This window comes from Nocardia sp. NPDC050710, from assembly GCF_040654375.1.
Lineage (GTDB): Bacteria > Actinomycetota > Actinomycetes > Mycobacteriales > Mycobacteriaceae > Nocardia.
Genome location: NZ_JBFAHV010000001.1, coordinates 854,211 through 877,429, shown reverse-complemented (window position 1 = coordinate 877,429; position 23,219 = coordinate 854,211). Strand labels below are relative to the sequence as shown.

The 23,219-nt window shown below is 67.6% G+C and carries 20 protein-coding genes; 13 read left to right on the top strand and 7 right to left on the bottom strand.

The features are described 5' to 3' along the window. Positions 1-61 precede the first annotated feature (61 nt). On the top strand, positions 62-586 hold the full coding sequence (locus AB0H61_RS04070; RefSeq protein WP_357298930.1) for a hypothetical protein: 525 nt from the start codon (positions 62-64) through the stop codon (positions 584-586). Positions 587-942: 356 nt separating this feature from the next. After that, the gene (locus AB0H61_RS04065; protein WP_357298928.1) at positions 943-2,166 is read left to right on the top strand and encodes an aminotransferase class III-fold pyridoxal phosphate-dependent enzyme; all 1,224 of its coding nucleotides are present in this window, start codon (positions 943-945) and stop codon (positions 2,164-2,166) included. A gap of 12 nt (positions 2,167-2,178) precedes the next feature. Here the strand turns inward: AB0H61_RS04065 and AB0H61_RS04060 are convergent, their stop codons facing one another. Continuing rightward, the gene (locus AB0H61_RS04060) at positions 2,179-3,129 is read right to left on the bottom strand and encodes a DUF1152 domain-containing protein (RefSeq protein ID WP_357298925.1); all 951 of its coding nucleotides are present in this window, start codon (positions 3,127-3,129) and stop codon (positions 2,179-2,181) included. A gap of 26 nt (positions 3,130-3,155) precedes the next feature. Beyond that, a complete protein-coding gene (locus tag AB0H61_RS04055; protein ID WP_357298923.1) occupies positions 3,156-3,671 on the bottom strand; it encodes a GNAT family N-acetyltransferase in 516 nt (171 codons plus the stop codon). 109 nt (positions 3,672-3,780) lie between these two features. On the opposite strand from AB0H61_RS04055, the gene AB0H61_RS04050 reads away from it, so the two are divergent. Together AB0H61_RS04050 and AB0H61_RS04045 are read left to right on the top strand one after the other, a co-directional pair. Next, positions 3,781-4,725 carry an SDR family NAD(P)-dependent oxidoreductase gene (locus tag AB0H61_RS04050; RefSeq protein WP_357298920.1) on the top strand — a complete coding sequence of 315 codons (945 nt, stop codon included), beginning with the start codon at positions 3,781-3,783 and terminating at the stop codon, positions 4,723-4,725. After that, positions 4,722-6,356, top strand: coding sequence for an acyl-CoA synthetase (locus AB0H61_RS04045; protein WP_357298918.1), 1,635 nt, complete (start codon positions 4,722-4,724; stop codon positions 6,354-6,356). Before AB0H61_RS04050 ends, AB0H61_RS04045 begins: the two co-directional genes overlap by 4 nt. Positions 6,357-6,392: 36 nt before the next feature. On the opposite strand, the gene AB0H61_RS04040 is transcribed toward AB0H61_RS04045, so the two are convergent. Then, positions 6,393-7,121 (bottom strand): SDR family NAD(P)-dependent oxidoreductase, encoded by a 729-nt coding sequence (locus AB0H61_RS04040; protein ID WP_357298915.1) that lies wholly within the window; start codon positions 7,119-7,121, stop codon positions 6,393-6,395. 279 nt (positions 7,122-7,400) lie between these two features. On the opposite strand from AB0H61_RS04040, the gene AB0H61_RS04035 reads away from it, so the two are divergent. The 4 genes from AB0H61_RS04035 (at position 7,401) to AB0H61_RS04020 (ending at position 12,247) form a co-directional block, all read left to right on the top strand. Further along, positions 7,401-8,441 carry an AraC family transcriptional regulator ligand-binding domain-containing protein gene (locus AB0H61_RS04035; RefSeq protein WP_357298912.1) on the top strand — a complete coding sequence of 347 codons (1,041 nt, stop codon included), beginning with the start codon at positions 7,401-7,403 and terminating at the stop codon, positions 8,439-8,441. Between the two features lie 86 nt (positions 8,442-8,527). Further along, positions 8,528-9,586, top strand: coding sequence for a MoxR family ATPase (locus AB0H61_RS04030; protein ID WP_357298910.1), 1,059 nt, complete (start codon positions 8,528-8,530; stop codon positions 9,584-9,586). 37 nt (positions 9,587-9,623) lie between these two features. After that, positions 9,624-11,426 (top strand): hypothetical protein, encoded by a 1,803-nt coding sequence (locus AB0H61_RS04025; protein WP_357298908.1) that lies wholly within the window; start codon positions 9,624-9,626, stop codon positions 11,424-11,426. Positions 11,427-11,542: 116 nt separating this feature from the next. Beyond that, positions 11,543-12,247, top strand: coding sequence for a DUF5134 domain-containing protein (locus tag AB0H61_RS04020; protein ID WP_357298905.1), 705 nt, complete (start codon positions 11,543-11,545; stop codon positions 12,245-12,247). 398 nt (positions 12,248-12,645) lie between these two features. Here AB0H61_RS04020 and AB0H61_RS04015 read toward each other — a convergent pair whose 3' ends face one another. From AB0H61_RS04015 to AB0H61_RS04000, 4 genes are all read right to left on the bottom strand, one after another. Beyond that, complete coding sequence (locus tag AB0H61_RS04015; protein ID WP_357299851.1) at positions 12,646-13,320, bottom strand: PhzF family phenazine biosynthesis protein; 675 nt, start codon at positions 13,318-13,320, stop codon at positions 12,646-12,648. Between the two features lie 597 nt (positions 13,321-13,917). Then, positions 13,918-17,259, bottom strand: a complete 3,342-nt coding sequence (locus AB0H61_RS04010; protein ID WP_357298903.1) for a DUF4132 domain-containing protein — start codon at positions 17,257-17,259, stop codon at positions 13,918-13,920. A 256-nt stretch (positions 17,260-17,515) separates the two neighbouring features. Further along, positions 17,516-18,055 (bottom strand): carboxymuconolactone decarboxylase family protein, encoded by a 540-nt coding sequence (locus AB0H61_RS04005; RefSeq protein ID WP_357298901.1) that lies wholly within the window; start codon positions 18,053-18,055, stop codon positions 17,516-17,518. Between the two features lie 50 nt (positions 18,056-18,105). Then, positions 18,106-18,693: a peroxiredoxin gene (locus AB0H61_RS04000; RefSeq protein ID WP_062989062.1), complete on the bottom strand. Its 588-nt coding sequence runs from the start codon at positions 18,691-18,693 to the stop codon at positions 18,106-18,108. 108 nt (positions 18,694-18,801) lie between these two features. Here AB0H61_RS04000 and AB0H61_RS03995 point away from each other — a divergent pair, with 108 nt between their 5' ends. The 5 genes from AB0H61_RS03995 (at position 18,802) to AB0H61_RS03975 (ending at position 23,177) form a co-directional block, all read left to right on the top strand. Then, a complete protein-coding gene (locus AB0H61_RS03995; RefSeq protein ID WP_357298898.1) occupies positions 18,802-19,710 on the top strand; it encodes a hydrogen peroxide-inducible genes activator in 909 nt (302 codons plus the stop codon). A 189-nt stretch (positions 19,711-19,899) separates the two neighbouring features. Further along, positions 19,900-21,291, top strand: coding sequence for an FAD-binding oxidoreductase (locus tag AB0H61_RS03990; protein ID WP_357298895.1), 1,392 nt, complete (start codon positions 19,900-19,902; stop codon positions 21,289-21,291). A 324-nt stretch (positions 21,292-21,615) separates the two neighbouring features. After that, on the top strand, positions 21,616-21,945 hold the full coding sequence (locus tag AB0H61_RS03985; protein ID WP_357298894.1) for a hypothetical protein: 330 nt from the start codon (positions 21,616-21,618) through the stop codon (positions 21,943-21,945). A gap of 112 nt (positions 21,946-22,057) precedes the next feature. Next, a complete protein-coding gene (locus AB0H61_RS03980) occupies positions 22,058-22,504 on the top strand; it encodes a gamma-glutamylcyclotransferase family protein (RefSeq protein ID WP_357298891.1) in 447 nt (148 codons plus the stop codon). Positions 22,505-22,586: 82 nt separating this feature from the next. Then, entirely contained in the window at positions 22,587-23,177 is a 591-nt protein-coding gene (locus AB0H61_RS03975) for a TetR family transcriptional regulator C-terminal domain-containing protein (protein WP_357298888.1), read from the top strand. Positions 23,178-23,219 lie beyond the last annotated feature (42 nt).

Sequence of the window (23,219 nt, the reverse complement as noted above, 5' to 3'; positions counted from 1 at the left end):
GTGACACCGCTCACCGCGGTGATCGAGTCCCGGTGGTCGGGCGGGGTGGGGACCCGCCGATGTGGCATCCGACCGGATCGTTGCCAGAGGTGTGCTGGAGCGGCGATTCTGGGTTGTGGCCGGGTTCGGGTATGCGCCGATCCTGCCCATGAACGCGCGCTCGGGCCTGGCGTGGAGGATTCGTGGACCGCGGGTTGCCTTCGGTGTACTCGCCATCGCGGCGCTGGCGCGGATTCCGCTGGGCACCATGGATGTCGCCACCTTCTCGACGGCGAAATACTTCAGCTACTTCACTATTCGGTCCACTGTGCTCGGCGTCATCGTGCTGTTGATCGGCGGCCTGCGCGACCCGCAGGATCGGCACTGGCAGATGATCCGCGGGCCCCTCGTCGACTGGTACCCGTACCCCTTCCTCGACCCGCCAGGGGTACGTCTCGCTCGTCATCGGCCTGATCGTGCTCACCGGCGTCTTCGCCCTGCTGGCTCTGGCCGTGGTCTCCCTCGGTATCCCCGCCATCCGCTGCCTGCCCGCGCCGATCGACCGCGATGTTCGATACACAACGCGCGTGGCGCCGGTTGCGCATGATCTTTGTCCGAGATCGCGTAGCTGCCGCGCTCCGGCGTCGACCAGGCAATAGGGGAGCCGAGCGTCGAGGCTTTCGCTATCCGATGGCAACCGCTCGAACGCCCATCTACGCAGGTGCGGCTCCTCGGTGCCGAATCACCTGGTTGAACGACGTGTGGCCGCGGTTCCGGCCCGTCGTGAGGTGGCGGAGCGGGTCCTGGTGCCGTGCGCGCCGGATGCGGCTGGCAAGCTGGTTGCAAGCCAGGGCTATCTGTCGATGTCGAGCTCCTGTGGTGCTCGTCATGGTGGGTTGCGGCATCGAGTGATCCGATCGGCCGGTGGTGGTGCGCGGAGGTGACGAGGTAAAGGTGGTTGGCATGAACGCGTTGTGGCACGGATTCGCCGATATGGGCGCCGTCGAACGGGACGGCGCATTCGTGGTTGCGCGCGGCGAGGGCGCCTACATCTACGACGAAGCCGGTACCCGCTACCTGGACGCTACCGCCGGCCTCTGGTTCACCAATGTCGGTCACGGCCGCGCCGAGATCGCCGACGCGGTCGCCGCTCAGTTGCGGCAGATCGCGCACTACTCGAACTTCGGTGATCTGGCCGAACCGGCCACTCGGGAGTTGGCCGAGAAGCTGTCGACGATCGCCCCGGTGCCCGGCAGCAAGATCTTCTTCACCTCCGGCGGCTCGGATGCGGTGGATACCGCGGCGAAGCTGGCCAGACGCTACTGGCACGAGCTGGGTAGACCGGGCAAGAAGATCGTCGTCGGGCGTCAGCGCGCCTACCACGGTATGCACGTGGCGGGCACGGCGCTGGCGGGTATCCCGGTCAACCGCGAGGGGTACGGCGAGCTGATGGCCGACGCCCGCACCGTCGAATGGGATGAGGCCAAGGCGCTGCTGGCATTGATCGAGGAGGTCGGCGCCGAGCAGATCGCGGCGTTCTTCTGCGAACCGGTCATCGGCGCGGGCGGGGTGTACCTGCCGCCGGACGGGTATCTGGCCGAGGTGCGTCGCATCTGCCGCGACCACGACATCCTGTTCGTCGCCGACGAGGTGGTGACCGGATTCGGCCGGATCGGCGGATCCTGGTTCGCCTCCAGCCGATTCGGCCTCGAACCCGACATCATGACCACCGCCAAGGGTCTGACCTCCGGCTACGTCCCGATGGGCGCGGTCTTCATCGCCCCGCATATCGCGGAACCCTTCTTCGGTGGTGGCGTGTGGTGGCGGCACGGCTACACCTACGGTGGGCATGCCGGTGCGGCGGCCGCGGCGCTGGCCAATATCGCGATTCTGGAGCGGGAGAATCTGCTGGACGAGGCGAAGCGCATCGAATCCTCGCTGCACGAACAGCTCGCCCCCTTGGCCGAACATCCGCGGGTCGCGGAGGTCCGCAGCGGCATCGGCGCTGTCGCCGCGGTGCAGCTGGCCGATCCGTCCGAGGCCTTCCCGTTGGTGAAAACGCTTCGTGCGCACGGTATTTCGGGGCGCGCCGCCGGTCAGGGCGCGATGCAGATCTCGCCGTCGTTCGTGATGACCGACGACCAGATCGCGGATCTGGTCGAGGGTTTCACGCGGGCGCTCGGCTAGACCCGCCCCGGCTCAGTGCGGGAAGATCTCGGGTTCGCGCAACTCCGCGTCGACACGGAACCGACCGATGCGCAGGGCGATATCCTCCATGCTTTCGGTGTCCTCCAGGGTCGAGAGATAGCCGTTGTGGGCCGCCAGGCCAGGGAGATCGAATGTGAAGTACAGGGCCATCAGCGGATTGACGAACAGGTCGGTGGTGCGTACCCGGGTGCCGATCGGCACCCGGCCGTGCCGTCCGGCCAGCGCGGCGGCGATCTGCGTGTTCACAATGCTGGGGCGCTTGGGCGTGTGCTCGGAGGCGTGCTCTACCGCGTCGCGGTAGAGCCGGGCCTCGGTGGATTCCCCCGGGATCGAGAACGCGCCCAAATAGGCTCCGGCGGCCGATAATTCGGCGATATTCTCCAGCACGTGCACGTGGTTCACCCCGTGATACGCGTCGATTCCGAAGCCCAGGCTGACGACCAGGCGGACCGGAATCTCGGGGATCCCGTCGACCGCGGCCAGGCTCGCCGCATCCTCTTCCGGTGTGCCGAGCTGGTATTCGTCGCCGCGCAACAGGATGTCGGTGCCGCCGTCGACCAGCACGATCGCGTCGACGGCGTGCCGGTCGAGGAGGGTGCGATATCCGGCGCGCAGGTTCCGGACGCCGGTGCGGGGAAAGGCGTAGACCGTCGACGGCTGCTGCTGTCGCGCCAGCCATTGGGCGAGCGTGTGTTCCGGAAAATAGTGCTCGGGTCCTTCGGTGTTCGGATCCACCGCTGCGACATGGTCGTTCAGCCAGGCGGCGGGGTCGATGGTGTCGAGCCGGGTGAACGACAGGTTCGCCAGGTGCACCTCGGTGCCCGCCTCGCGCAGTGCGAAAGCCAGTGGTAGCCCGGCATAGATGTCGAATCCGCCGCCCGCACCGGCGATCAGGACCGATGAGCATCCCTCGAGCCGGGTGAAGATCTCGGGTGTTCGCATGAGGAGGATCCTTCGCTGCCGTATGTCTATTCGCCGTGCGCCGGGGGCCGGAGCGTCCTCGTCATGAATACGCTGTGCAGGTCCTCGGTGTAGTCGGCGAATGGTGGGCAGGTCCGGAATCCGTGCCGCGCATAGAGGCGGACGGCGGGGAGATAGAAATCGGAGGCGCCGGTTTCCAGGCTCAGCCGGTGGTAGCGCCGGGTCCGCGCCACCTCGATGACATGGGTGAGCAGGGTCGCGGCGATACCGCGGCCGGTGTGACCGGCGGCGGTACGCATGGACTTGATTTCACCGTGAGTGGGATCGAGTTCCTTCAATGCGCCGCAGCCGACCAGGTCCGGGCCGTCCCATACGCTCCAGAAGGTGATGTCCGGATGGCGTAGGGCATCGAGATCGAGGGCGTGCATGCTGCCCGTGGGGGAGTTGGCTCGCATTTCCTCGACGTGCTCGGCGAGCAGTGCGACGATGTCGGTGCCGGTCAGATCGTCGACGGTGATCCGCGGTGTGGCTGGCAATGGTCGGCGATCGGTGCGGCTCGGCATCCATCCATCATGACGGGGCCGTGGCGAGCGCGCATCCACGAGTGGCTCGACGAAGCCGTGCGTCACGATTTACTGTGAGGGCACTTGCCCTCACCTTAGGTGGACAACGATGTCTGTTTTCGAGACGGTCGCGCACCGTGCCAATAACGCGCTGATCCGGCCGCGCCGGGTGCCCCTGCCCTGGGTGCCGTCGCTGGCCGACCGGGTCGGCGGACGCACGGTGCTCATCACCGGGGCGTCGAGCGGAATCGGGCGCGCACTCGCGGTGCGGGTGGCGGCGGCCGGGGCGACGACGCTGGTGGTGGCGCGGCGTGCGGACGAATTGGATGTGCTGGTGCGGGAGATCCACGCCCGGGGTGGGGTAGCGCATGCGATTGTGGGGGATCTGTCCACCGACGACGGCATCGATGCGGTGGCCGATCGGGTCCTCGCGGCGTGGGGTCCGCCGGATGTCCTGGTCAACAATGCGGGCCGCTCGATCCGCCGTTCCCTCGCGAATTCCGAACGGCGCCTGCATGATTACGACCGGACCATGCGGGTGAACTATTTGGGGGCGGTGGGTTTGACGCTGCGACTGCTGCCCGGCATGCGGGACCGCCGCTCGGGATATGTGCTGGCGAGTTCGTCGATCGGGGTGCAGGCGCGGCTGCCGCGCTTCTCCGCCTATGTGGCGTCGAAGGCGGCGCTGGACGCGTTCATGGAGGTCGCCGCCGTCGAATGCCTCAGCGACGGAGTCCGATTCGGCACCGTGCATCTGCCCCTTGTCGACACCGATATGATCGGACCGACCGGCTGGGGCGGCTTCGCGCCACTGAGCGTCGACCAAGCCGTGGACCTCATGGTGGATGCACTGCGCCGTCAACCGGACCACATCGGCGTCCCGCTCGGCTCCTTGGCCGCCACCGGCAACCGCTGGATGCCCCGCACCGCCCGCCTGCTCCTGCACTACTTCCATCGCATGGTCCCGGAATCCTCCGCCTCCAAGGGACTCCCATCGGTCGACGGCATCCCCACCGACCCGGTGGCCGACACGCGTAAGGGGGCCGAGTTATGAGACTCGCCAACACCATCGGGGTTGCGGCAGGGGCGGTGCGACGCGCCGCCGACGAGATGTATTACGCGGCGTTGGCGGTGCGGGCCGGGCTCGCCACGCCCGAACGTCCCGATCGGCTCGCTCGGATGGGTGTGGCTGTGTTGCGATCCGGGATGCTCGGCGGGCTCACTACCGTTGCGGCCCTGCGTTATCGCGATCGGACCGCGATTATCGATGAGCTCGGCGCGGTCACCTTCCGGGAACTGGACGAGCGCAGCACCGCGCTCGCCAATGCCTGGCGGGCGCGCGGGTTGCGCGACGGTGAGGGTGTGGCGATTCTGGCGCGCAATCACCGCGGTTTCCACTACGCGGTTTTCGCCGCGGCCAAATGCGGCGCCCGGATCATCCTGCTGAATACCGATTTCGCGGGGCCACAGCTGCGCGAGGTGGTTGCCCGTGAGGGCACCGACCTGCTGGTCTACGACGACGAATACGCGGATATGCTGGCCGATCCGACCCCGCCGCGCGGCCGCTACCGAGCCTGGGCGGACACACCCGGTGCCGATACCCTCGACAGCCTGATCGCGGGCGGCGCGCGAACCGCGCCACGCAAACCCACCACGCATGCCCGCATCATCCTGCTCACCAGCGGGACCACCGGCACCCCGAAGGGCGCGACGCGTAGCGAACCCACCACCTCACTGGCCCCGTTGGGCGCGATCCTGGGCAAGGTCCCGTTCCGGGCCAGGGAGATCACCGAATGCCCGGCGCCGCTGTTCCATACGCTCGGTTTCGCGCACGCGATAATGGCCATCGGCTTCGGATCCACGCTGGTGATCCGCCGTCGTTTCGACCCGCGGGCTGTACTCGACAGTCTCGACAGGAACCGGGCCACCGCACTGATCGCGGTACCGGTGATGCTGCAGCGACTGATCGACGCGGGACCGCAAGCGCGTGCCGGACACGACTTCTCTCGTCTGCGCATTATCTTCGTCGCGGGTTCGCAACTCGGTGCCGACTTGTGTCTGCGGGTGACCGAGGCCTTCGGCCCGGTGGTCTACAACGTGTACGGCTCCACCGAGGTGGCCTACGCGACCATCGCCACCCCCGCGGATCTCGCCGTGGAACCCGGCTGCGTGGGCGCGCCGGTGCCGAGCACCACGGTGAAGATCTTCGGCGACAACGACATCGAGCTGCCGCCGGGGCGCACCGGCCGCATCTTCGTGGGCAACAACTACCAGTTCGAGGGCTATACCGGCGGCGGTGACAAGGCCCGCATAGGGACGCTGATGGCAACCGGCGATGTCGGGCACTTCGACAGCGCCGGAAGACTTTTCGTCGATGGTCGAGATGACGACATGATCGTCTCGGGCGGTGAGAACGTCTTCCCGGGTGAGGTGGAGGAGTTGCTCGCCGCGCATCCGGCGGTCGAGGAAGTCAGCGCGTTCGGCGTCGACGACGACCGCTACGGGCAGCGATTGCGCGCCGTGGTGGTCGTCCGCGACGGATATTCACTGACCGAGGACGAGGTGCGCGACCACGTCAAGACTCACCTGGCGCGCTTCAAGGTCCCACGCGATGTGCTGTTCATCGATGAGCTTCCACGCAACCCGACCGGCAAGGTACTCAAGCGGATCCTGCGCGAGCTGTGAAGCGCGCGCCGCGCGATCGCGTACGGCGCGAACATCTCACATGATCCCCAGCATCCGCCCGATCGCGAGCCGCAACCGCACGGGGTCCGGCATTCCGCTACGGAACCAGGCGTTGGGCGGTACTACCACCAGTCCGCCGCGCCGGTGCGCGACGCAGTCGACGATTGTGTCGGCCACCATGTCCGGATCGGGCGCGTAGCCGGGCGCGATGGTACTGACGGTGACGCCCTGTTCGGCCAGTCCGCGATGTAGTGCGGTGCCGAGGCCGACCACCGCGTGTTTGGTCGCCGAGTACACCGCCGCGCCCAATGCGGCCGTGACGCCGATGGCGGAGCCGATATTGACGATATGTCCGTGCCCCTGTTCGACGAATCGAATGCCCGCGATCCGGGATCCGGTGATGACGGCGCGCAGATTCGTGTCGATCTGCCGGTTGGAGTCCCACTCCGTCTCCATCAGAAATGATTCGGTCGGTTCGATGTCGGCGGCGTTCACCACCACATCCAGACCGCCCAGTCTGTATTCGGCGGCATCCAGGAATTCGGCGAATCGGGCGCAGTCGGTGACGTCGACCGGTAGCCCGACCATATTGCCGCGGTGAATCCGGTTCAGCTGCACCGTGATTGCGCGTACTTTGCCCGCATCCGCATCGCCGATCGCGACATCGGCCCCCGCGGCGAGGAAGGCCAACGCGGTCTCCTTGCCGATCCCGTAGGTGCCCCCGGTGATCGCGACGCGCGTGCCGACAAGCGTCTTTCTCGGCATTGTTTCGCCTACCTTGATCTTCGCCCCACGATAGCCATGACGATAGGCGCGGGCCGATGCCGGTGCCATGCGATATCGGGTCACGACCTTGCGCATATCGGTCAGTTCGGTTTGCTGGGAGCCGAACTCGGCTACCGCGTGCGATGCCGGCCGCAATCTTGCGAATATCGGCCAGCGGCGAGGACCGGGTACCCGTTGTACTCACGGGATCGGCGGCGTCCATCCGAATTCGGGCCAGAAACCTTGTGAACTTCGGTCACCACGGACGACCATGGACGGGTGTCCTCATGGGAGTGGCGGCGGGCGATGGTCAACGCGGCAATTCTCGTGGAAATCGCAGGTGAGCGCGGGCTGGCGACGCGGGAGTGCCTTCGCGGCACCGGCATTGATCCGCCGACGCTCGAGACACCCGGCGCGGAGATCACCGCCGGGCAGGAACTGACAGTCGCGCGCAATATCGTCACCGCATTGGGCGACCCGCCCGGATTCGCCACCGAGGCCGGAATCCGGACCCATGCAACGTCGCTCGGCGTATTCGGACTGGCCGTGATGAGCAGCCCCACCGTGCGGTCGGCGATCGATATCGCCATGCGGTATTTCAGCCTGATGACCTCGTTCGGGCGGGCCTGGCACGTCTACCGCGATGCGGAGTGGTGGCTGTACCTGGATGACCGCGCGGTGCCCGAGGATCTGCGCGGATTCCTACTGGAGCGGGATCTGTCCGCGCTGCTGTCGAATTGGATGCTGGTCTTCGGCGTCCCGCCGCCGATGCTCCGCGGCGAGATCGCCGGTGGGCTGCGCCCGCGGCTGCTGCCGATCCTGGAGGGGTACGGGGTGCCCAGTATCAACTGCGCGGGTCCGCACGTGGCGGTGTTCGACGCGACCGCCATCGATGCCCCGATGCCGCAGGCGAGCCCGTATACCGTCCAGGTCTTCGAGGAGCAGTGTGCCGAGCTGCTGCGGCAGCGCGGATTGGTGCGGGAGGGTGTCGCCGGTTCGGTACGCGAGATATTGCTGCGTCGGATGAACGGCCGTGTCACCCAGGAGGATGTGGCGGCCGGCCTGCATATGAGCCTGCGCACGATGCGCCGTCGCCTCGCCGAAGAGGGCACCTCGTACCGACAGCTCTGCACCGAAACCTATGGCAGCCTCGCCGAGGAACTGCTGGCCACCGGGCTGACCGTCGAGGATGTGGCCTATCGGATGGGATATTCGGGAGCGTCGAGCTTCTCCAACGCGTTCAAACAGTGGCGAGGTATGTCACCGGGGCGTTTCGCGCGCGCCGCCACGGAGAGACAACGGCGTTCCGCGCACCGCTGAGATCCGCGCACCGCGAAAAACCGCTGGCCGCACGGCCGTGTCCTCGGTACCTTTCCCGTGATGAGCGAACGGGGGAGGAGAAGGGTATGGAGGCAACGGTCACGGTAACCCCGGACCAGCTACCGGAGTTGCTGCTGCACGTTGCCGTGGTGCGCCCGGTATTCCTGTGGGGTGCGCCGGGAATCGGCAAGAGTTCGCTGGTGCGGACCTTCGCCGAATCACTCGGGCTGGACTGCGTCACCCTGCTGGGCACCCAGCTGGCGCCGGAGGATCTGATCGGGGTCCCGCAGATCGTCGGGGACCGCAGCCGCTTCGCCCCACCGGAGCTGATCGCGCGGCCCGAACCCTACTGCCTGTTCCTCGACGAGCTGAATGCCGCCGCACCCGAGGTGCAGAAATCGTTCTACTCGCTGATCCTGGACCGCCGGATCGGCACCTACGAATTGCCCGCCGGTTCGGTGGTGATCGGCGCGGGTAACCGGGCCACCGACAATGCGCTGGCCCGGCCGATGGCCTCGGCGCTGGTCAACCGCATGGTGCACCTCCATCTGCGCGCTGATGTCGACGACTGGCTGAAATGGGCCGCGCTCAACGATATTCACCCGTGGATCGTGCGCTACCTGACCCAGCGTCCGGACCACCTGTGGTCCGCGCCGCCGAAGACCGAAGCGCCGTTCTCCACCCCGCGCGGCTGGCATATGCTCTCCGATGCCCTGCACTCCTGCGGCGACGAGATCGATGACACCGTGCTGGAGGTAGTGGCCGCGGGTACGCTCACCGCCGGGCACGCGTCCGCCTTCCGCGCCTTCGTCAAGACCATTCGGCATGCCTACGATCTGGAGGCGGTGCTCAAGGGTGACGCGGGCTGGCCGCGCGAACCCGCCGATCGTGACCTGCTGTACTTCCTGTCCGAAACCTTCCGCGCCCGGCTGATCAAGGAATTGCCCGGTGCGCGCGAACACGTCTCGCCCGCTGTCGGCCGATTCGTGATCCGGGCCAAGGCGATGCTCATCGAATTGGCCGAAATCTCGGTCGAATGCGCGCAATTGGTGATCGCGTCGGACGAGAACGGCGCGCCGGTGCTACCCACCTGGTTCCTCATCGAGGTCAGTCGCGACCTGCCGCGCCTGGCCGCGCGGCGCTGATCATCGTGCGCCGCAATAGGATCGGGAACGGTGCCGAATGAGTGCCAAACGCGGGAAGGTCGACCCGTGGCTACAGGCGATGATGGACGGCTGGAAGTCGACGCGATCGCATCTCGCCTTCCGGCACCTGCCGCATGCGCTGTACAAGCTCGACGATCGAATGCCCCGCGACATCTGGGCCTACGTCTCCGGGAGCGGGGTGTACTACCACCCGAAACGCCGCGCTGACGCCGCGGAATGGGCATGGGTATTCGCGCATTGTCTACTGCACGCCGGGTTCGGTCATCTGGATCCGCGGACGACGCCGCCGGGCAACATCATCGCCGAAACCAGCTGGGACCACGATCACGCGGAACCGCACCCCGCCTACCGCGCCGCATGCTGCGCGGTCGTCGACCAATATTTGACCACCATGAAGATCGGCCGACGCCCGGACGAATTCGCGTTCCCCCCACACATTTCCGACGAACATGAGACCGGCGCGCGCTGGCGGGAGACGGCGGTGCCCGCGGCCTACGAGCGCACCGAATCGCCCGATTTCCTTATCGGTGATGCCGAGGTCGCGAAACGATCCGACTTTCCCGGCCTGTTCGCGGCCGGGCTCGCCGCCGCGGCACGCGATGCCCTCGCGACCGCGGGCGGCGAGCATACGAAGGACGGATTGCGGCCGAAGCGGGCATGGGACGCCGCGCTGGGCTGGTTCGTCTCCTCCTTCCCGCTGCTCGGTGCGCTCGCCGCCGGGATGACGGTGGTCGCCGACGCCGATCTCGCCCGCGACTGGGATATTTCGATCGCCGCCGTCAATGCCGAGGCGGCGGAGATCTACATCAACCCGCTCGCCGGACTGCGGGACGAGGAATGGCGGTTCGTGCTGGCTCACGAAATGCTGCACGCCGCGCTGCGCCACGGCGAACGCGCCGGATGGCGCGACCACTACCTGTTCAATATCGCCTGCGATTACGTGGTGAACGGGTGGCTGGTGGAGATGAATGTGGGCGAGATGCCCGACGGACTGCTCTACGACCCGGAGCTGAAAGGCTGTTCGGCCGAAGAGATTTACGATCGGATCGCGGTAGACCTGCGTCGGCTGCGCAAACTGGCGACACTGCGCGGACGCGGACGCGGCGATGTGCTCGGCGAGCCGATTCCGCACCCCGGAAATGCGGGCCGCTATGTCGATCTGGACGAGTACTACCGCAACGCGCTGGTCACCGGCCTGGCCTACCACCTGAACAGCGGGCGCGGCACCGTGCCCGCCGCGTTGGAACAGGCGATCCGGGCGCTGGACCAACCACCGTTGCCATGGGATGCCCAGCTCGCCCGCTGGTTCGACGAACACGTCCCGACCGTGGACAAGCGACGCAGTTACGCGCGCGCGTCCCGTCGGCAGGCCGCCACACCCGATATTCCGCGCCCGGCCTGGGTGCGGCCGGAGGAGAACGTGCGCCTGCCGACATTCGGGGTGGTGCTGGACACCTCGGGCTCCATGGACGTCACGCTGCTCGGAAAAGGGTTGGGCGCCATCGCCTCCTACGCCCTCGCGCGGGAGGTGCCGCGCGCCCGCGTCGTCTATTGCGATGCCGCGGCCTACGACGCCGGATATGTGCCGGTCGAGGAGATCGCCCGCGGCGTGCGGGTGCGCGGTCGCGGCGGCACCGTCCTGCAACCCGGCATCCGTCTGCTCGAACGTGCCGAGGACTTCCCGGCCGAGGGACCGATTCTGATCATCACCGACGGACAATGCGAGGTGCTGCGAGTGCGGCGGGAGCATGCGTTCCTCATTCCCGCGGGCGCGTCCCTGCCCTTTCATCCGCGCGGTCCGGTGTTCCGGATGCGGTGAGCGGGTCTCTCGGCGTGGCGGGTGCCGGATGGTGGCTGAAAAGGTATCCCGAGACCGGTTCGGGTGCGAGCATGGAGGGTGGAGACCCACGATCGCCGCGACGAGAGGTGGTGGGTGTGGTGGAGTTCGTGCAGGAGTACACCGCGTTGCGGTGGGCGGTGGTGGTGGCGTTCCTGGTCGCGGCCACGATGGTGATCGGGCGTTTGGCCGCGCCCGCCGTCGGAGTACGGGAATCGGCGGGGCAGCACCGCCTCCCGGGTGGCTGGCCGGATGATGCTACTAGCGTGGATTATGCTGGACCGCAACAGGATTCGCTTCCGATGTCGACCTCGCGGATCGCCTATCACGAATCCGATGCCGCGCACCTGATCATGTGCCTGGTGATGCTGGCCATGCTGGTATTCCCCGCGGGCGCGAACCCGCATGCGATGCGCGGCGTCCTGACCGCCATGACCGTGGTCTTCGCGGCCCTGCTGGTGAGCCGGATCGCGGAGTGGCGCACCGACGGCCGCGGCCTCACCACCGCCCGTATCGTTGCCATCGGCTATCACGTAATCGCCGCGGCCGCAATGCTGTACGCCATGTCGGGCCACTCCGGTACCGGCCACAGCGGCCCCGCTTCGGTCCCCGCGCTCGCCCTCGCCGGTCTCTTCGGCGCCGACGCCCTCGCTGTACTGGTAGCGTTGCGCGCCGGCCGCTGCCACCACTGGCTCGGCCACCCCCTGGACCCCGCCGACGCAGCACCCTCTTCGGCCGTGGTGCCGCATATCGTCATGGACCTCGGCACGGCGTACATGCTGGTAGCGGCGGTCCTGGGTTAGTCGCGCGGAGTGCGCCGGTTGTTCCCTCACGACGATGCCGCTCTTCACGACCGTCGGCCCGGCATTGGCGGTCCCTGGCGAGTTGCGCGGAGTGCGCTGGTTGTTCGATCGCGACGATGCCGCTTTCTCGACTGTCGGCCCGGCATTTGTGGAGCGCACAGGCACGGCGGTACTGGTGGTTACATGAGCGCGCCGCTTGTTCCATTGCGACGATGCCGCTTCTCTCGACCGTCCCGGCACGGTGGGACATACCGGCACGGCGTAGCCGGTATTACGGTCGGTGGTGGTATCCGCTGGTGAACGGCGCGCCCGAGCCGTGAGGGTGGAACACGTCGCGGCATAGCGCAGGGATGTCCGGGCGGGCTCGTTCGGAGGGCCGCGCCAGGTGCCCGGGTCAGCTACAGATCGATCACCGAGTCGGCGGCGACTCGGCCGCCGAGGTGGACCCAGCCGTCGGAGTCCCATTGGGTGAAGAGCTGGGAACCTCGGCCCTGGGTGATGACCAGGCTGCGGCGCAGCTGAGCGGTAAGGGCTACGGCGGCGGCGCCCGTCGCCTCGTCCTCGGCGATGCCCATGGTGGGCGCGAACATGCGGGACCGCATGGTGCCGCGGTGTTCGTCGGTCCACGTCCACACATAGTGTGGTCCGCCGGTGAAGTCGTCCGGGCGCAGCGCCGCGAGTTCCTCGGCATCCTCGAGCTGATGGAAGGTGAAGTCGGGGGCCCATTCGCCGCGTGCCTTGATCCAGGTGAGCCCATCGGTCAGTTCGACGGCCACGGGTCCGGCGGGGACGTCCAACACGCGCACCGGGATACCCTGCTCGGCAAACCACCACGCGGTGCCCACCGACGGGTGCCCGGCGAACGGCAGCTCGACGGCCGGGGTGTAGATGCGCACCCGCGCCACCTCGTCGACCGGATCCCCCACCACCACGGTTTCGCTGTACCCGATCCGGGCCGCCAGCGCCTGCGGGTCGGCGTCGGCGACATCGCTTGCCCGGGCGATTCCCAGCTCGTTCCCGAGCCGCCCGGCCGCATCCGTGAACACGCGCACTACCTCGACCCGTGTCCCCATGGCCTCCGGTTCACCCTGTGTGCCCATGGTCGCGAGCCTACCGCCCTCTCGGGATATGGAATCGGCGAAAGTGGCACCGCCGTCCCTGGTTTGCCGCAAATCCTGAGGTCACCCCGCCCGAGCCGCGATCCTGTGACCTTTCTGATAGCTGACTAATAGCTGAAGTGCGTGATCTGGCAACCGGACAATTGACCTGAACCGGACACCCGCGTCCCGGCGGGAGCTACTGGGTGATCGCCGTGTGCGTTGAGTAGTCCGGGAAAGCGAGCCTGCGGGTCGTCGCGCCGTAGCCGCCGACGCGGTGCGCCCCTCGATGGTGGTCGGGCACCCCTCGTGTAGCAGGTGGTCTCCCCGGTGGACGACGAGGCCACCGCCGTGCTCGAACCACGTTGCGTGGCCGGACGCCGACCGACAGCGGACCGGGGGCGCTGGTGCTGTACTCGGGCGTCGAGTCGGTGTACCAGACCCAGGAAGCAGTACTCGCGATGCCGGGTGGCCAGGCGGTGTACGCAGGTGAGGACGACGGCCGAGCCACCGGATACGACGCCGCGGTGTTGTCGTTGTTCCGGCTGTCGGCGGCGGGCCTCGCGCGGCTCTTCACCGCCCCGGGACGGTCGGACCTCCGAGCCAGGTCAGATCGCGCAGGATTTCGGACGTGGCGAGGGGGCTCAGGTCGGCGAAGGTGGGGGCCTTGGTGTGGACGGTGGTGCTATAGGACAGGCGCGCGTAGCGAATGGTGCGTTCCGGAGGGTCGGTGGGGGCGGCGGCGTGCATTGCCGGGTCTACCTCGAGGAGGAAGAAACGGTTGGGGGCAAGGGGTTTGGCGAATGGGTAGAGATACAGGCCGCCGTCGCCGGTTTCGGGGCGCAGCCAGCCGCGGCGGGGGAGTCCGAGCAGTCGGGCGCTGTCGACTGTCGTACCCGGCGCCGCGTCGATCGCGGATACGTCGGCCAGCGCGGGTTCACGGTAGACGGCGCGGTCGAGTTGTTCGAAGGGCTGGAGTAATGCGTACTCGGTGAAGGTGGTGCGCCAGGCGGCGGTGTCGTCAGGGCCGAGGTCGAGGGGATGGGGGACGCCGATCACGGCATCGGCGGGCAGGTCGATGACGGTGTCGTGAATATCGGCGAAGGTGTTGTCCGCCGCGATGCGGAACGCGCGGCGCAGGATGTGGCCGTCGTAGACGGCCCAGAGAATGCGGCGCGTGATGTGTTGGCGCAGAGGGTGATCGATGAACAGGCCGCGCAGCTCATCCAAGGTGAAGCGGCGGCCGCCGGTCATGGCGCGCTCCATGCGCAGGATCTGGTCGGCCCGGATCGCGATGGCGTTCTTCTTCACTCGGCGGAAGGTGGCGGTGGCCGCGGCCGCCAGTTCCGGATCGTCGTGGACACCCGGTTTCGGTAAAGCCTTGCGGCGGCGGCCATTCGGGTCGGAGATGGTTGGGCGCAGCTGTTCGTCGAAGCCGATGACGAACCGGCGCGAGCCGAAATCCAGGATGGCGGTACCGTCGGGACGTAGTCCGAGATCGGGGACCAGGCGGTCGGCGAGCTGATCGGCGGTGAGCCCGAGCGACGCCGCGACCGTGGCGATCCGGGCTCGGGCGCCCTCGCGGACGCGTTTCGTTTTCACCTTCTCGCTCAACGTCTTCAGCGCGAGTAGGGCCGCATCGGAGCCGATCGCGACGAGCGCGTCCAGCGCACTGACGGCGCGGGCATCGGAGGTGTCGGCGCGGATGGTGTCCAACAGTAGTTCGACGGTGCTGTCGTCGCCGAGGCCGCCGAGCGCCTCCCACACCCAGGTGTCGCGGGTGTGCGCACCGGCGCGGCGCCACTGTTCGTGCACCGTCCGGACGGCGGCCGCCAGCGAAGCCGGGTCGCAGGCGGCTTTGACGCGGGCGAGGCCGGGATAGGGCGCGCCGGGTTCGGACAACCGCATCATTGTCAACAGGTGTTCGACGGCGGGCAGCGGCAAGGTGTGTCCGCCGTCGGCGAGGGCTATCGGGGGTAGAGCGGTCGGGGCGAGCCAGCTCGGCGGGCTCGGCATGCGGTTGGGCAGGATGGTGATCGGATCGGTCACCAGCACCGCGAGCGTCGCCGCCAGCGCGGCGTCGCCGTATTCGATTGCGGCGGTAGATATTTCGTCGCGGAAGCCGAGTTCGTCGAGGGTTCGCAGGGCATTCTCGGCGGACCGGCGTTCCCGGCCCGGTGTGCCGACGGCCGTGGGAATCAAAGCCGTCGCGGCGTAGCCGGGGTGGCGGCGCAACCAGTCGAAGGCCGTGGCGCGCAGGGTCCTTCGCTCCAATGCTCGGACGACCAACGCGAGCATGCCGGGGCTCGCCACCGGCGCGAGCTCTGGTTCGAGGGTGCGGATGCAGTGATCGAGCGCGTCGCACACGATGGCGTGGGCGGCGGAGCCGTGCTGGGCCAGCAGCGGCATCAGATCCCACGGGTCCACCCGGCGGAAACTGCCTGCCCGCAGCCACGGTTGCGCCGCGGCGAGATCCAGGGATGCCAGCGCCCGCGCGGCGAAACCGGACATGGTGACCGGAGCGGCACCGGGAAGCGGAGGACGGTGCGGATAGCCGTACTCACCGAGCGCCCGGTGCAGCGCCTCGTCGCCGAACTTCGGGATCAGCCATCGCTCCCGCTCACCGGGCTTCCACGCCACCCGCACCTGCGACGGGTGCGCCAACCCGACCACCACCTGCGGCTCGGGGCGTGGGCGTGCCCACGGTGGGTTGCGCAGAATCTCCGGGACATGGTCCGGCGGTGCGGGATCGGTGGCGCCGAGAGCCGCGAGCTCCGCCCGCACGACCTCGCGCATACCCTGCGGCAGGGCACAGTCCAGCGCACTGCGGGCGACGTCGGGGTGGACGCGAAGGTGCGCGCGGAACAACTCAGCGGTCGCGGAATTCGGTGCGGTGGAGCCGAATAACCACAGGGCGCGGCGCGGCGCCCGGGCGGCGATATCGATCAGCGCGGGCTGGACGTAGGGCGCGTCGAGGAGGTTCAGCAGCGCCATGAGGGCCTCGTAGGTGTCCAGTTGCGTCAACATCGTGACAATCCGCCTGCGCGGTTTCGCTTCGGCGATCCGTCGATAGAGCCGGACCAGCACATCGGTGCACCCGAGACCCAATTGCACGCCGAGACTGTGGATCAACTCGGGCCACGAGCTCAGGGTGTGCGCCCGAACCCTACCGATGAGGGCCTGCGCGTGTCCGGGATCGCGCACACAGGCCAGCAGCCGGGCCGCGGCCACCTCGTCGGTCGCCTCGGTTCCGACAAACGCGAGATCGGCTGCCAGCCAATCCTGTTCGGTGGGCAGCAGGAAGGTGGTGGCCGGATTCGCCGGACCGCCGATGCGAACCGGCGCGAGCCGGTCGCGGGCCGCAGCGTACTCGGCCTCCGGCGCCGCGGCGAGCAGCGCCCGCATGCGCCGCATCGGCCGCTGCGTCAGGTAGGTCGTGCCCGGCGACGGCACTCGCCGCAGCATCGGCTCACCGAACGTCGACGACCACACGCTGTCGGGGAAGCGGGGATCGACGATCGACAATTCCGCCATCCGCGTCAGCGCCGTGGCCGCGAACGCGAGGCTGTGCGCGTGGCTCAGGTAGTCGGCCACCGCGGAGCGGTCCAGGTTCGGATCGGGTAGGCGTAGCACGATCAGCCCGATCACCGCCGCCGCTTCCGGATCGGCGGTGGCCGGAGAACGCAGATAGTCGCGACCCGGTTCGGCCAGGTGCGGGTCGGTGTGCGGATGTGTCAGTACCGCGTCGATGAGCGCCCTCGAACCGTCGATCAACGCGGAAGTCGCCGCCGCCGCGTCGGTATCGGGCGCACAGACCCGCACGGGTCCGAGCCCACGGAACGGCTCGGCCTTCCCCCACCACTGTCGCGGCACCTCGGTCGCGTCGGGCTCCAACTCGAAGTCGTTCAGGCTCAACGGAATTCCCCTCCCGGTTACTACCCGGCGCGGTCCCCCGAACCGGCGGCCGCGCTCCAGGCGTACACGCTAATCCACGGTCCCGACACATTCCGGACCGGCGCGGAGCTCGACGCGGCCGCTCACAACCGCACACTTCGTGCGTCGCCTACCGTCGCGGGTTCGACCCGGTTACCGTCGGACATTCCAGGCAGAACGCGAAAACTACTCCGGCCCCGTCCTTTTCGGACGGGGCCGGAGTGCGTGGAACCGGTGATCAGACCGTCGCGGCGGCGAGGGTCTCGGTGGACTGCACCGCTTGGCCGACGCCCGCGACAATGGCGGCCGCGCGCAGCGATTCGAAGATCACCTCGCGCGACACACCGGCCTCGCGCAGCGTCTTCTCGTGCGCCTCCAAGCAGTGGGCGCATCCGTTGATCGAAGAGACCGCGAACGACCACAGTTCGAAATCGGCCTTGTCCACGCCCGGGTTGCCGATGATGTTCATCCGCAGACCGGCGCGCAGATCGTCGTAGCGGCCGTCGAGAAACGCCTTGCCCCGGTAGAACACATTGTTCATGCCCATGATCGAGGCGGCGCCGAGGGCGGCGTTGTAAGCCTCCGCCGACAGCGTGTCGGCGGCCTCCTCGGCGATTTCACGCAGCGTGGTCGCCGACCGGGTCGCGGCCGCCGACGCGAGCAGGGTGCCCCACAGCTGCTGTTCGTTCAGCACGGTGGTGCGTGCGATCGATGACAGGTTGAGCTTGAGGTCCTTGGCGTACTCGGGGAGGGAGTTCTTCAGGTTCTCAATGCTCATGTGCTCGTTCCTCGTGTCTTTCTGTGGTTTTCGATGATTCGGGATTCGACTCAGACGCTGGCGGCGAGCAGCTCGCCCGCGTTGATGGTCGGGTCGCCCTTCTTCCAGTTGCAGGCGCACAGCTCGTCGGACTGCAGGGCGTCGAGCACGCGCAGCACCTCGTCGACATTGCGGCCCACGGAACCCGCGGTGACCGAGACGAACTGGATTTCGTTGTTCGGGTCGATGATGAAGGTGGCGCGGTCGGCGACACCGTCGGCGTTGAGCACGCCGGTGGCGGTGGCCAGTTCACGCTTGAGGTCCGAGAGCATCGGGAAGGGCAGGGTCTTCAGATCCTCGTGCTGGGCGCGCCACTGGAAGTGCACGAACTCGTTGTCCACCGAGGCGCCGAGGACCTGTGCGTCGCGGTCCTCGAACTCCTCGTTCAGCTTGCCGAACGCGGCGATCTCGGTCGGGCACACGAAGGTGAAGTCCTTGGGCCAGAAGAAGACGATGCGCCACTTGCCCGCGTGATCGTCGCTGGTGATCCGGGTGAAGTAGTCGTCGGGCTGCTGAGCGTCGACCTTCGACAGATCACCGCCGATTACCGCGGTGAGGTTGTATGCCGGGAATTGGTCGCCGATGGTCAGCAGGGCCATGCTTGTCTCCTCGTCCTTTGTGGGGTGGGGCGTGCGAAGCGTTCGATCGGGATCTTGCCTAAAGACCTGCGAAAGGTAAAGCTGATCAGTCGCACTACACTGATAGGCGTGACTGATCAGACTTATCAGCCGACACTCTCGCAGCTGCGTGCGTTCGTAGCGATCGCGGAGTACCGCCATTTCGGCACCGCGGCAGCCCGGCTGAGTGTGAGCCAACCCACGTTATCGCAGGCACTGGCCGCACTCGAAAACGGCCTGGGGCTGCAGCTGATCGAACGCAGTACGCGCCGGGTACTGGTCACCGCCGCCGGAATGCGCCTGCTGCCACAGGCAATGGCGACATTGGAGGCGGCCGACCGTTTCGTCGCGTCCGCGACCGGCGACGGGCTCGGCGGCACCCTGCGGATGGGCATCATCCCGACCGTCGCCCCGTACGTTCTGCCCTCGTTGCTGCCGGAATTGCGCAAGCGGCTGCCCGCACTGCACCCGCAGGTGGTCGAAGATCAGACCGCGCGGCTGCTGGACGGGTTGCGTACCGGCGTACTCGACGTCGCGTTGCTCGCGCTGCCGACCCAGACCCCCGGGGTGGTCGAGATTCCTTTGTACACCGAGGAATTCGTCCTGGTGACGCCGAGTGGCCATGAGCTGGCGGGGCGGACCGATATCGGGCCGGGCGCGCTGGATACGCTGCCGTTGCTGCTCCTCGACGAGGGGCACTGCCTGCGGGATCAGACCCTCGATCTGTGCCGCTCCGCGGATGTCCATCCCGGCGCCGTCGGCGACACCAGGGCCGCGTCGCTGTCCACCGTGGTGCAGTGTGTCGCAGGCGGACTCGGCGTCACGCTGATTCCGCAGATGGCGATCGCCGCCGAAACCGCGCGCGGCGCATTGGATATCGCGCATTTCGCCGCCCCCGCCCCTGGCCGCACCATCGGCCTGGCCTACCGTGCCTCCACCGCCCGCGCCGAGGACTACGAATACCTGGCCGCCATCATCCGCGCCAACCGCCCGCACTGAGCGGTCGGCACCGGAAATCCGCCCTGACCAGGGGAATTGCCGATCAACCGGATGCGGTTACTCGACTTCGCGGTGGTTCGACCCGGCAATTCGGGTATCGGGATCGGCGTGCCGAGGTCGATAATGAACGGGGTGCTCGGGACACTTCGGTAGCACATGGGAACACCCATGTGCGGGGAAGGATGTCTCATGACCCGAACCTCGGTCGACCTCGACGCCTTGCGGGCGCGGATGGACGGCGCACTCGTGGTGCCAGGCGACGACGGGTACGACGAAGCGCGAAAGGTGTGGAACGGTTCGATCGACCGGCGGCCGCTGGCGATCGCCCAGTGCGCCGGCCCCGACGATGTCAGCGCGGCCATCACCTTCGCCCGCGCCTCGGGGGTGGATCTGACCGTGCGCGGTGGAGCACACAATCCGGCGGGCACATCCATCGCGGACGACGCGCTGATGATCGATCTGAGCAAACTCAACGACGTGCGGGTCGATCCGCAGGCCCGCCGGGCCCGGGTCGGGGGCGGCGCCCTGCTGGCCGATGTCGACCGGGCCACCCAGGAGCATGGGCTGGCCATCCCCGCGGGCCTGGTCAGCCACACCGGCATCGGCGGGCTCACCCTCGGCGGCGGAATGGGCTGGCTGACCCGTCGGTCCGGGCTGAGCATCGACCATTTGGTCGCCGCCGAGGTAGTGCTCGCCGACGGACGCATCGTGCGCGCCAGGGCCGACGAACATTCCGAGCTGTGGTGGGCGCTGCGCGGTGGCGGCGGAAACTTCGGCGTCGTCACGGAGTTCGAGTTCACCCTCGATCCGGCCGGACCCATGGTCCACTACGCGATGCTGTTCTTCGACCTGGATCAGCTGACTCCGATGCTGCGCGCGGCCCGCGAGATCGTGCCGGATCTGCCGCACGATGTCACGGTGGTCTTCGGTGCGCTGAACGCACCGCCCGCGCCGTTCGTCCCGGAGGCCGTGTGGTTGCGGCCCGGCGCCGCCGTGCTGGTCACCGGCTTCGGTAACGCCGAAGAGCACGCGCAGGTGCTCGACCAGTTCCGGGCCCGGCTGACCCCGGTTTTCGAAATGGTCACGCCGATGCCGTACGTCGCGTTGCAGCAGTTGATCGACGAGGCCAACGCCTTCGGGATGAGCGCCTACGAAAAGGGCACGCGCATCGCCGAATTCACCGACGAGGTGGTCGAGACCTTCGCCGAGCACATTCCGCGCAAGCGGTCGCCGATGTCGTTGGCGCTGGTCTACCGCCTGGATCACGCGTTCAGCGCGGTCGCCGACGACGCCACCGCCTACGGTGGTCCGCGCGCACCGCATTATCAGCTGTTCATCGTCGGTGTCACCCCCGACCCCGCCGGGCTGCCGGACGAACGGGACTGGGTGCGCGCCTTCTGGGCCGCGTTGCAACCACATTCCGGTCTGGCGGGCGGATATGTGAACGGAATCATCGAATTCGACGACGCCGGACTGCGCGAGGTGTACGGCACCAAACTCGATCGCCTGGCGGCGATCAAGGCCGCCTACGACCCCGATAACGTCTTCCATCACAACGCGAATATCCTCCCGGCACTCTGAGGTCCGGCGTCGGACGCGGGGTCGAGCCGGAAAACCCTCGGCCGCTACCGATTCGGCGGTTGGAGGAGACCGGTTCATCCCTGCCCGAGGCCAACCGCGATAATCGGAGGCGGTTGATCGGGCCGATCGCGCGCACGGCGGCGAGGCGACGGTCTTCTCCGCACACGGCGCGGGTGCGTTCCGGAAGCTCATCGGCAAGGGTTGAGCAACCGGTCAACCGATCAGCTCGCGTCGTTCGCCCGAGTAGTGGACACTTGGGGTCGAGGCCGTCCGGGGGCCGTGTCACCGGATACCAGCTCAGTGGGTGGCACGGAGGCACAGGACATGTTCGCGCGCATCATTCTGATCCTGTTGTTTCCCATCGCCTGGCCGATCTACTTTGTCATCTGGTGCTGTAAACATCCCGATGAAGTGCGGCATACGATCCATTCGGTGCGCGATCTGATCCGGCGCCACCCGAAGCACACCGCGTGGCTGGGAGTGGCCTTCGGCGGGACCGGGCTGATAGGCCATCTGCTCGACGGCGAATTCCTGGCGATGGCGTTCGGCGCGGCGCTGGCCGGCTGGTGCGGTGGGTTGCTGATCAAGTGGAAGCGGCAGGAGATTCGCTGTCACTCGCTCGCGCCGAGTGAGATCTCCGAGGTCTCGGGATAGGCGGGCGAACCGCGCACTGTCGCCGAGAGAGGGGATCCATCGGCGAATCGGCACGAAATCGCCATCGGAAATCCGGGAGAATCGGAAGCGGAGCCGCGAGAAGGAGTGGTCGGTGCGGAATGCGGGAAGCGAGCCCGCGGCCGGGCGGTTGGCGCGGTTGGCGGGGCCCTCGGATGCGCTGTTCGTCTATGGCACGCTGCAATTTCCGGAGGTGCTGGTCGAATTGATCGGGCGGTGCCCGGCGTCTGTGCCCGCGCAGGTGCCAGGGTGGCGGGTGGCCGCGCTGCCGGGGCGGATCTACCCGGGGCTGGTGCCGGATCCCGATACGGTGGCGCGCGGTGTGGTGCTGTCCGGACTGGATGCGGGGGAGTGGGCCGTGCTCGACGGCTTCGAGGACGACGAATACGACCTGCGGCTGATCCATCCCGGGGGCGAGCGGGCCTGGACCTACGTCTGGACGGCCGAGGTGACGTCGCACGACTGGCATCCGTCGGAGTTCGCCGCGACGCACCTTCCGGCGTTCGCGGCCCGGTGCGGTCGTTGGCGGCCTACCGCATAGATGTTCGCCGGCGCAAATCTACGGCGAACTTTCCGGACATCGAGGTTGCAATTAATAGACGACCGGTCGTATATTAAGTCGCATGGCGCGACCGAGACGCAGTGATGACACCCGGCAGCTGCTGGTCGAGGAGGGAGCTGCCGGGTTCCTGTCCAACGGGTACCACGGCACCGGTATCAAGCAGGTGCTGGATGCGGTCGGGGTGCCGAAGGGGTCGTTCTACAACTACTTCGACAGCAAGGAGGGTTTCGGCCAGGCGATCATCGACCACCATTCGCTGTGTATCCAGCGGAATATGGCCGATGCGCTCGGACCGGCCCCCGATCCGGTGACCGGATTGCGGGCGTTCTTCGGGCGGCAGATGGATGAGTTCGTGGCATCGGATTTCACGGGCGGCTGCCTGATCGCCAATCTGGGCGCCGAACTCGAGGGCAGTGACATTCTGCGGGAATCGCTGTCGGATGCCTTCCGGACCTGGCGCGACGGTGTCGCCGTCGCGCTACGGGAAGCGCAGGGGCAGGGCCTGATCCGTGTCGATATCGACGCCGTCGAGCTGGCCGATCTGCTCATCGAATCGTGGGAGGGCGCGGTGATCCGCATGAAGCTCGACCGCTCGCTCGAACCGCTGCACAAATGTCTGCGGCGGCTACTGGACGACTATTTCCGTCCCTGATCTCGACCTCTGTTTCCAGCTGGTCGCCTTATGCCCATTCCA

Excerpts from the sequence above, each read along its gene's own strand:
- AB0H61_RS04065 (WP_357298928.1), top strand. The coding sequence starts at position 943 with ATGAACGCGTTGTGGCACGGATTCGCCGATATGGGCGCCGTCGAACGG.
- AB0H61_RS04005 (WP_357298901.1), bottom strand. The coding sequence starts at position 18,055 with ATGAGCATTGAGAACCTGAAGAACTCCCTCCCCGAGTACGCCAAGGAC.
- AB0H61_RS04060 (WP_357298925.1), bottom strand. The coding sequence starts at position 3,129 with ATGCGAACACCCGAGATCTTCACCCGGCTCGAGGGATGCTCATCGGTC.
- AB0H61_RS04040 (WP_357298915.1), bottom strand. The coding sequence starts at position 7,121 with ATGCCGAGAAAGACGCTTGTCGGCACGCGCGTCGCGATCACCGGGGGC.
- AB0H61_RS03985 (WP_357298894.1), top strand. The coding sequence starts at position 21,616 with ATGTTCGCGCGCATCATTCTGATCCTGTTGTTTCCCATCGCCTGGCCG.
- AB0H61_RS04025 (WP_357298908.1), top strand. The coding sequence starts at position 9,624 with ATGAGTGCCAAACGCGGGAAGGTCGACCCGTGGCTACAGGCGATGATG.
- AB0H61_RS04000 (WP_062989062.1), bottom strand. The coding sequence starts at position 18,693 with ATGGCCCTGCTGACCATCGGCGACCAATTCCCGGCATACAACCTCACC.
- AB0H61_RS04030 (WP_357298910.1), top strand. The coding sequence starts at position 8,528 with ATGGAGGCAACGGTCACGGTAACCCCGGACCAGCTACCGGAGTTGCTG.
- AB0H61_RS04050 (WP_357298920.1), top strand. The coding sequence starts at position 3,781 with ATGTCTGTTTTCGAGACGGTCGCGCACCGTGCCAATAACGCGCTGATC.
- AB0H61_RS03990 (WP_357298895.1), top strand. The coding sequence starts at position 19,900 with ATGACCCGAACCTCGGTCGACCTCGACGCCTTGCGGGCGCGGATGGAC.
- AB0H61_RS04015 (WP_357299851.1), bottom strand. The coding sequence starts at position 13,320 with ATGGGGACACGGGTCGAGGTAGTGCGCGTGTTCACGGATGCGGCCGGG.
- AB0H61_RS04045 (WP_357298918.1), top strand. The coding sequence starts at position 4,722 with ATGAGACTCGCCAACACCATCGGGGTTGCGGCAGGGGCGGTGCGACGC.
- AB0H61_RS04055 (WP_357298923.1), bottom strand. The coding sequence starts at position 3,671 with ATGCCGAGCCGCACCGATCGCCGACCATTGCCAGCCACACCGCGGATC.
- AB0H61_RS03975 (WP_357298888.1), top strand. The coding sequence starts at position 22,587 with ATGGCGCGACCGAGACGCAGTGATGACACCCGGCAGCTGCTGGTCGAG.